The organism is Ruegeria sp. AL2 (genome assembly GCF_056540845.1).
The window spans coordinates 1-6,661 of the sequence record NZ_JBQFXM010000046.1 but is presented as its reverse complement, the minus strand read 5'-3'; the positions used below and the strand labels follow the sequence as shown (position 1 = coordinate 6,661).

Annotated in this window: 6 protein-coding genes; all 6 read left to right on the top strand. The window is 55.4% G+C overall.

What is annotated here, in order from left to right; genetic code table 11:
- Window positions 1-623: 623 nt before the first annotated feature.
- The 6 genes from ACR0ID_RS20115 to ACR0ID_RS20090 all read left to right on the top strand — a co-directional run bounded on the left by ACR0ID_RS20115 (window position 624) and on the right by ACR0ID_RS20090 (window position 6,441).
- The gene (locus ACR0ID_RS20115) at window positions 624-1,478 is read left to right on the top strand and encodes a hypothetical protein (protein WP_170369649.1); all 855 of its coding nucleotides are present in this window, start codon (window positions 624-626) and stop codon (window positions 1,476-1,478) included.
- 205 nt (window positions 1,479-1,683) lie between these two features.
- Window positions 1,684-3,078 (top strand): metal-dependent hydrolase family protein, encoded by a 1,395-nt coding sequence (locus tag ACR0ID_RS20110; RefSeq protein WP_217353715.1) that lies wholly within the window; start codon window positions 1,684-1,686, stop codon window positions 3,076-3,078.
- A 129-nt stretch (window positions 3,079-3,207) separates the two neighbouring features.
- The gene (locus ACR0ID_RS20105) at window positions 3,208-3,354 is read left to right on the top strand and encodes a hypothetical protein (RefSeq protein WP_170371463.1); all 147 of its coding nucleotides are present in this window, start codon (window positions 3,208-3,210) and stop codon (window positions 3,352-3,354) included.
- A gap of 16 nt (window positions 3,355-3,370) precedes the next feature.
- Entirely contained in the window at window positions 3,371-4,978 is a 1,608-nt protein-coding gene (locus tag ACR0ID_RS20100; protein WP_480608326.1) for a HoxN/HupN/NixA family nickel/cobalt transporter, read from the top strand.
- A gap of 476 nt (window positions 4,979-5,454) precedes the next feature.
- Window positions 5,455-6,006 (top strand): hypothetical protein, encoded by a 552-nt coding sequence (locus ACR0ID_RS20095; protein WP_480608323.1) that lies wholly within the window; start codon window positions 5,455-5,457, stop codon window positions 6,004-6,006.
- Between the two features lie 306 nt (window positions 6,007-6,312).
- A complete protein-coding gene (locus ACR0ID_RS20090; RefSeq protein ID WP_480608320.1) occupies window positions 6,313-6,441 on the top strand; it encodes a hypothetical protein in 129 nt (42 codons plus the stop codon).
- Window positions 6,442-6,661 lie beyond the last annotated feature (220 nt).

Here is a 6,661-nt window from a genome sequence, read left to right as displayed (position 1 = left end):
GGTCCCATCATGGCTGATCCCTCCCTTTAGGAAGAATTGAATCAGCAACTTACCAACCGATCAAGCCCGAGTTTTTCAACAAAATAAGCCCACTTTGACCGATGCTGCGCGATCCCCCAATTACAGCAATGCGCAGGATAGGGACCATTGCATAGTTTGAGGACGGCCCAGACCTGCCGTTCACTCGTAGCACGGCATGCTGCGGTGCGGCCCGCCGAACCTGATATTCGCTGCAACGGCTAAATCTGCGGATTGGCGAATTACACAGTGCGGACCGAACCGCCGGTGCCCGGCTATGGGTGAAGGCCGGCTTTGGATAGCCGTGTCCAATTAAAACCCATCAATAGGACCATTCTCACAGCCAAGGTCGTCGAAACGGACTTGAGTATGGTGGCCGAACTGGCAGCATAGATCAATGGAACAGAAACCTCCGGCCAGATCGGCAGAAAATCTGACAACGGTCGAGGACGCGTTGGGTAGCACATCATCCCTCATGATCCCTCATGGTGTATGAAAATTTTTTCAGGTTGCAATTCGAAATCTGGGCTTGTCTCATGCGAGAGTGTCAGCGCGTGTCGAAAGGCTGACGAGATCAGAACCAACTCGAGATGGGGAACAGCCGAGTGGACACCGTCGAAATCAAATCCTTGTATCGAGCCTCGGGCACATCGCTTGCACCGAAGCTGCGCAGATTACCTGCAATGGTAGCTCTCTTTGCAGCCACCATTGCACCACCTGCCAAAGCTCAGGAAGACCTCAGCGAGATCAACAACGGAACAAATCCAACGCTGCTCACGACGCAGTTTGGGCTTCAGTATCAGTTCAACCAGATCAATTCCGACCTGAACACCGGTCTGTTCGAGGCCTTCTATACGCAGCCTTTTGGTGAGGGTGGGAAACGGGCCTTCCGGATCACCGTGCCCGGATCGGACAGCCCGTTCAACGCAAACCCCATCTTCGGCGGAAAGCCAGGGGTTGAATTCACGCTGGGCGACATCAGCGTTACCTACATTGACGTTTTTTACCTTACCGAGAAAAACGGGGCCGCTTTCACTTTTGAACTGTTTCTGGACACAGCAGAAACCGAAGCCGCCGGCTATGGTCAATTTGCCGGTGAAACCTCGGCCTTCTACGCGTGGTTTCTCAACAACGGAGCAATTTTCGCCCCGGCCTGGGTTCAGACATTCGGACTGGAGGGCGGAAATGATCAAGGTCAGAATGTGAACACTACCACGATCGACTTCTACTATGTTCCCAAGCTGAAAAATCCGCGTTTCTACCTGACCTTCGACCCGGCCATCATCCACGATTGGGAAACGGACGCGACGTTCGGCAGCCTACAGGTGACCGCGGGCATGCTGACGGGCAAGGCATTTGGCGGTGACGGTCAAGTGTTCATCAAGCCTGGCATTCTGTTTGGCGGCGACAGGCCGGCAGAGTGGTCTGTCCAGGTTGGATATAAGGTGCTGAACTTCTGATGCGGGGCGATGTCACTGTTGACTTCTTGGGTCTGCTCACGCCCTCATGTGACTGAACATTTCAGTGCCACGGAAGCACAAGAAAGCCCAGCGGGTCCACTCACCGCGATCCGCTATTTTTTGAAAACCCAGGCTGCGCACCCCAAAACAGTTTTGCGCGACCAAAACCAAATTCATTCATCGCTTGAAAATGAGGATGTACATCATGACCAACAGATCACTCACCTATCTGCTCTGCACGACGCTCGCCGCGACTCCGGTCAGCGTTCTGGCGCATGAGGCCAACCATGAGGTCGTCCCGGCCGGTGTCGTCGGTGAAATTGAAACCACCAACGTAAAGATGAAATTCGACAGTGTCCTGATCAGGGGGGCACAGGTCTTCAACGGGTGTGACGAAGAGCTCGCGGATGTTGACGTTCTGATTTCCGGTCAGTTGATCTCCGCCATTGGTTCCGATCTTGAGGCACCCGAAGGCGCTTTCGAGATCGATGCCGAGGGCTACACGCTCATCCCCGGCCTGATCGACGCGCATTGGCATGGGGTCTTTGCCGAAGCGACGATCGCGCAACTGGCCCTGACGGGCGAGGGCTACTGGAACCTTTTGGCTGCCAAGGCCCAGAACAACGCGCTGTCGCGCGGGTTCACAACAGTGCGTGACGTGGCCGGACCGATGTTCGACATCGCGCGCGCAACGAACGAGGGGCTGATCGACGGGCCGCGGGTCTTTCCATCCGGGCCAGCCTTGTCAATCACCGCCGGCCACCAGGATTTCCGGATTACGCGGGAAGTGCCTCAGGCCATCGGCGATCTTCATTCGTTCGAGACGAACAACATGTTCTACATCACCGACGGCGTTCCGGATGTGCTGAAACGTGTGCGCGAGAACCTGATGCAGGGCGCGACGCACATCAAGCTGATGGCGGGTGGCGGTGTGACCTCAGCATATGACCCGATCCACACGATCCAGTTCACGGACGAGGAATTCCAGGCCGCTGTCGAAGCCACCGAAGCCTGGGGCACCTATGTGACGACCCATGCGATCAATGATGAAGCGGTTCGGCATTCGATCGAGAATGGCGCGCGCAGCGTCGAGCACGGCCACATGGCCACCCGTGAGACCCTGCAGATGATGAAAGACAAGGGCGTCTGGCTCAGCATGCAGCCTTTCCTTGATGACGAGGATGCGCCGGCCCTGAACGAGTTCCAGAAAGCCAAGTACAAGTTTGTCACCGACGGCACCGACTTCGTTTACAAGACCGCCAAGGATCTGGGCATGAAGATCGCCTTCGGTACCGATACGCTGTTCAGCGCGGATCTTGCCGAACGTCAGGGTGCCGTCTTGGCCAAGATGGAACGTTGGTTCACGCCGTATGAAACGCTTAAAATGGCAACCTGTGACAACGCCGAGCTGCTGAAGATGTCGGGCGACCTGACGCCCTACCCACTGGGCCCGCTCGGAGTGATCGAGGAAGGCGCCTATGCGGACATGATCCTCGTCAACGGCAATCCTCTGGAGGATCTGCAGTTGATCGGCGATGCCAAGGCGAACTTCGGCATGATCATGAAGGACGGCACCATCTACAAGTTCGACATGGAGTGACCGGTCATGCGTGGCCGAAAGCTGACTACCTTTGCTTTCGTCCTCGCGGCTTCGGTCGCGGGGGCGCGGGACGCCCCCTGTCCTATTAACAATACACACACTAATGTCCTTGACGGGTTGTCCGCGGAGATGATCGACGTCACCAGTTTCGTCACCGACGGAGGCCTGATCCTGGTTGTCGTCAACCCTCTCGAGGATTTGAGACTGGCCGCCAACCCGTGGGGAAACATTGATCTGATCATGATGGGCAGCGTCAAATTCAAGAACGCGGTGTGACATGGAAAGGCCTGCTATGGACGCGCAACAAGTCATCACCTTTTTCGGGCGTATGGTGCTCTTGCTGTTGCTTGTGCTGGGGCTGCACCCTTCGACCGCGCTGGCCGATGCGCCAGCGCATGTGGTCTGGGATGATCTGGCGCCGTCAACGGCGCCTTATGACGATCCGTTCCTCGAGATGTCCTACAAGCAGAAGGATGACCTGCGAACGATCCTGGATGCCGCGCGCCGCGTGGATGACGCCGAACTCGGCCAGCGGGCACAGGAGGCGCGTGTGCGGCTGCGCGACCAAGGCTTTGACGCGGACGAGCTTTTGACCCAGCGCCTTGTGGTGATGGAGAAACGGCGCGAAGAGGCGACCGGCGTAACCGGGCAGTATCTCGGGCACGAAGTTTCGCTTGATGGATACGTCCTGCCGCTGCGCGGGGATAACGGGCGCGTATTCAGTTTTCTGCTGGTGCCGTGGGTAGGGGCCTGCATTCACACTCCGCCGCCGCCGCCCAACCAGATGGTCCGTGTCGATGTGCCTGAAGGCATTGAAATAGACGAAGCGTTTCACGCAATTCGGCTCCGTGGCGTTCTGGAACATAATCCGTCTGTCAGCAACCTGTTCCTCGTCGACGGGCAGAGGATGGTCGAAGCATCCTACTCATTGAAAGAGGCACAGGTTTGGGGCGTACCGGGTGAAATCAAGGCGTCTGCCGCTGCGCCTGTTCAGGGCAATATCGTGGTCCGAACCCAGGCCTGGATCAGCAATCTCTTCACAACATCAATGACGTCGATGGATCAGGGCAAGTCGCTGGCGACGGTAGCGTTCGCTCTTCTTGTCGCGTTTCTTTATGGGGTCCTGCACACGCTTGGGCCGGGGCACGGCAAGGCCGTCGTGATTTCCTATTTCGTCGGTGAAGGGGGTAGCCTGCGCCGCGGTGTCGGGATGGGAGTTCGCATCGCCATCGTACACGTGTTCTCGGCCGTTGCGGCTGTTTTCCTGCTCGACCTTGCGATCCGGCAAACCACCGGCGGGGCACCATCCGATTACCGGCTCATCCGGCTGGGCAGCTATGCGCTGATCATTGCAATTGGCCTTTGTATGCTTTGGAAAAGCCTTCGGACAATTCATGACCTCCGAAGAACGGCGTCAACAGCCCATGAACACGGGCCGCATCACAGGCACCCGAATGACGACAATACCCACAGCGGCTGCGCTGCCTGCGCAACTGCCAAAAAATCGTCCAGAGGAACTGACGGATGGCTTGCGACAGCGGTGGGTATTGTGCCCTGTACCGGCGCGCTGATCGTAATGCTGGTTGGATTTGCAAATGACCTTGTGTGGCCGGCGCTCACCATGGTGAGCGCGATCTCGCTGGGCATGGCGATCTCCATGTCTCTGATCGGCGTAGCGGCCATCTGGGGGCGCGCAAAGGTTGCGCAGCGGATCGGTTCGAATGCAGCCACCCACCAACGCTTTGAAAGCGTTGCCCAAGTCGCCGGTGCGACCTGTGTGACCGTGGTCGGAGTGCTATTGTTCGTCACGTCATGGAGTGCGCCCGTTCAACCGCTCGCATCCCAGACGGGCCCGGTGGAGAAACCACAAGAAAAGACTTTGTCCGCGCTTAGGGATTGAAAGCCGAGAAGGCCTTTCTGGGTGTGCCTTGTACGCACTATCTCTGGGCAGGACGGGCCGCAGGTCGCGGGAATGAAGGTCCCCTTTTTCGATCTCATCTGTTACACGCTGCACGGCCGCGAATTCACACTTTCCGCCCAACGTGCTGATCAAGCATGACCGCTTTGGGCTGATTGCCTCCATCGTTCTCGGCAATGGGAGCGGCGGATTTGTCCGCAATTCGGACATTGATCGATTTTCCCCAAATAACCGCTCTGCGGACGAATCTGCCGTTTGCACCAGTGCGGCACCATCAAATTTTTTGATGGAACGTTTAACGGACAAAAGCGTCCCCTTATTGGGGACGCTCGTTGCGGTGCCAGCTAAATTCTGAGTTGATACACATCAAAGACGCTTCTGGCCTAAGATCATTAAATCATTGGCAGTTCACTTCACTTTTGAGCCAAATAACAGTGGCTGTGAATGAAAGGGGGATTATGTCTTTTGATTTTGCCAGCAAAGTAACAGGGGTGGCAATGTGCATACTCCTAGCCGGCTGTGCTCAGCCAGCGCAAAAAACGGCCATGGTTCCGGGTTCAATTGCACCAACACCAAGTTCGGCGAAATACCACAGTTCAGTCGGAAAGGTGACTGGATATGGTGGGGAAGAAACCAACCCCATGTGGACATCGGAAATATCAAAAGAAGATTTTCAGGCGGCTTTAGAAACTTCTCTTCGTCAAGCTGGAATTTACTCTACTTCAGGCCAGTACACGCTACGTGCTGATATTCTTAGTGTCGAACAACCGCTTGTTGGCTTCGATTTGAAGGTCGCAATGACCGTCCGATACAACATTATTGATACTAATAGCAGGATACTTTTCGACAGAACTATAAAGTCGGAGTACACGGCAGATTTGTCGGAGGCATTTGTTGGCGTTGAAAGGTTGCAAAAAGCTAACGAAGGTGCCGCAAGAGCGAACATTCATTTACTACTAAAGGCATTGGGTTCTACCTCATCCGGTGGACAAATAGGTGCAGTCTCCTGAAGGCTGAGCAGCCTGATCTGACTGGGCCCATTTTTTTGTTCCTTTTGTCCAAAAAGGACGTTGGTTGAAGGTCGGTTGAATGACCGGTCTGCGGGACAAAACTTCCTTCGTTCACTGAAATTGAAGGGCAGCTATCTGCCGTCAACGACCGACAATGATTCCCGTTGTGTATATGGTAATTTGAGCATTCTACGCCTTCACGGTATTCGGAACAGTTTGGAACTCATCGAAATCTGGCCTTCAAATCTGTTGCTCGGGCCTGTTTCTTCCGGCTTCTTCGTCCGGTGAACCTCTCGGAGAACGAACATGAAAACACCTGCCATTTTTCTTTTAGCCTGCGCATTGGTTGTGTTCGAAATCTACACGGCTGTTGCGCAGGAGGCCACGACGGCAATCGTTTTCCCGCCAGGCGGCGGAGAAGAGTTCTGTTATTAAGGCGCACTTGCCTACTCCAAGTACGCGCTGTTGGCAATCGACACGACCAATCGGCGTGAGAGTCCCCAGACCGCTCAAAAGGCTTTGGTGGAATGCAAAACTGAAGATGGCTCGGAAAAATTGGTCTGGATGTTGATTTCCGCTGAGAAGTGACCCGGTAAGCCAGATAATTTTCACTGAGAATTGACCCATGTGAGCACATTGCCCCGACGTTTTCGTT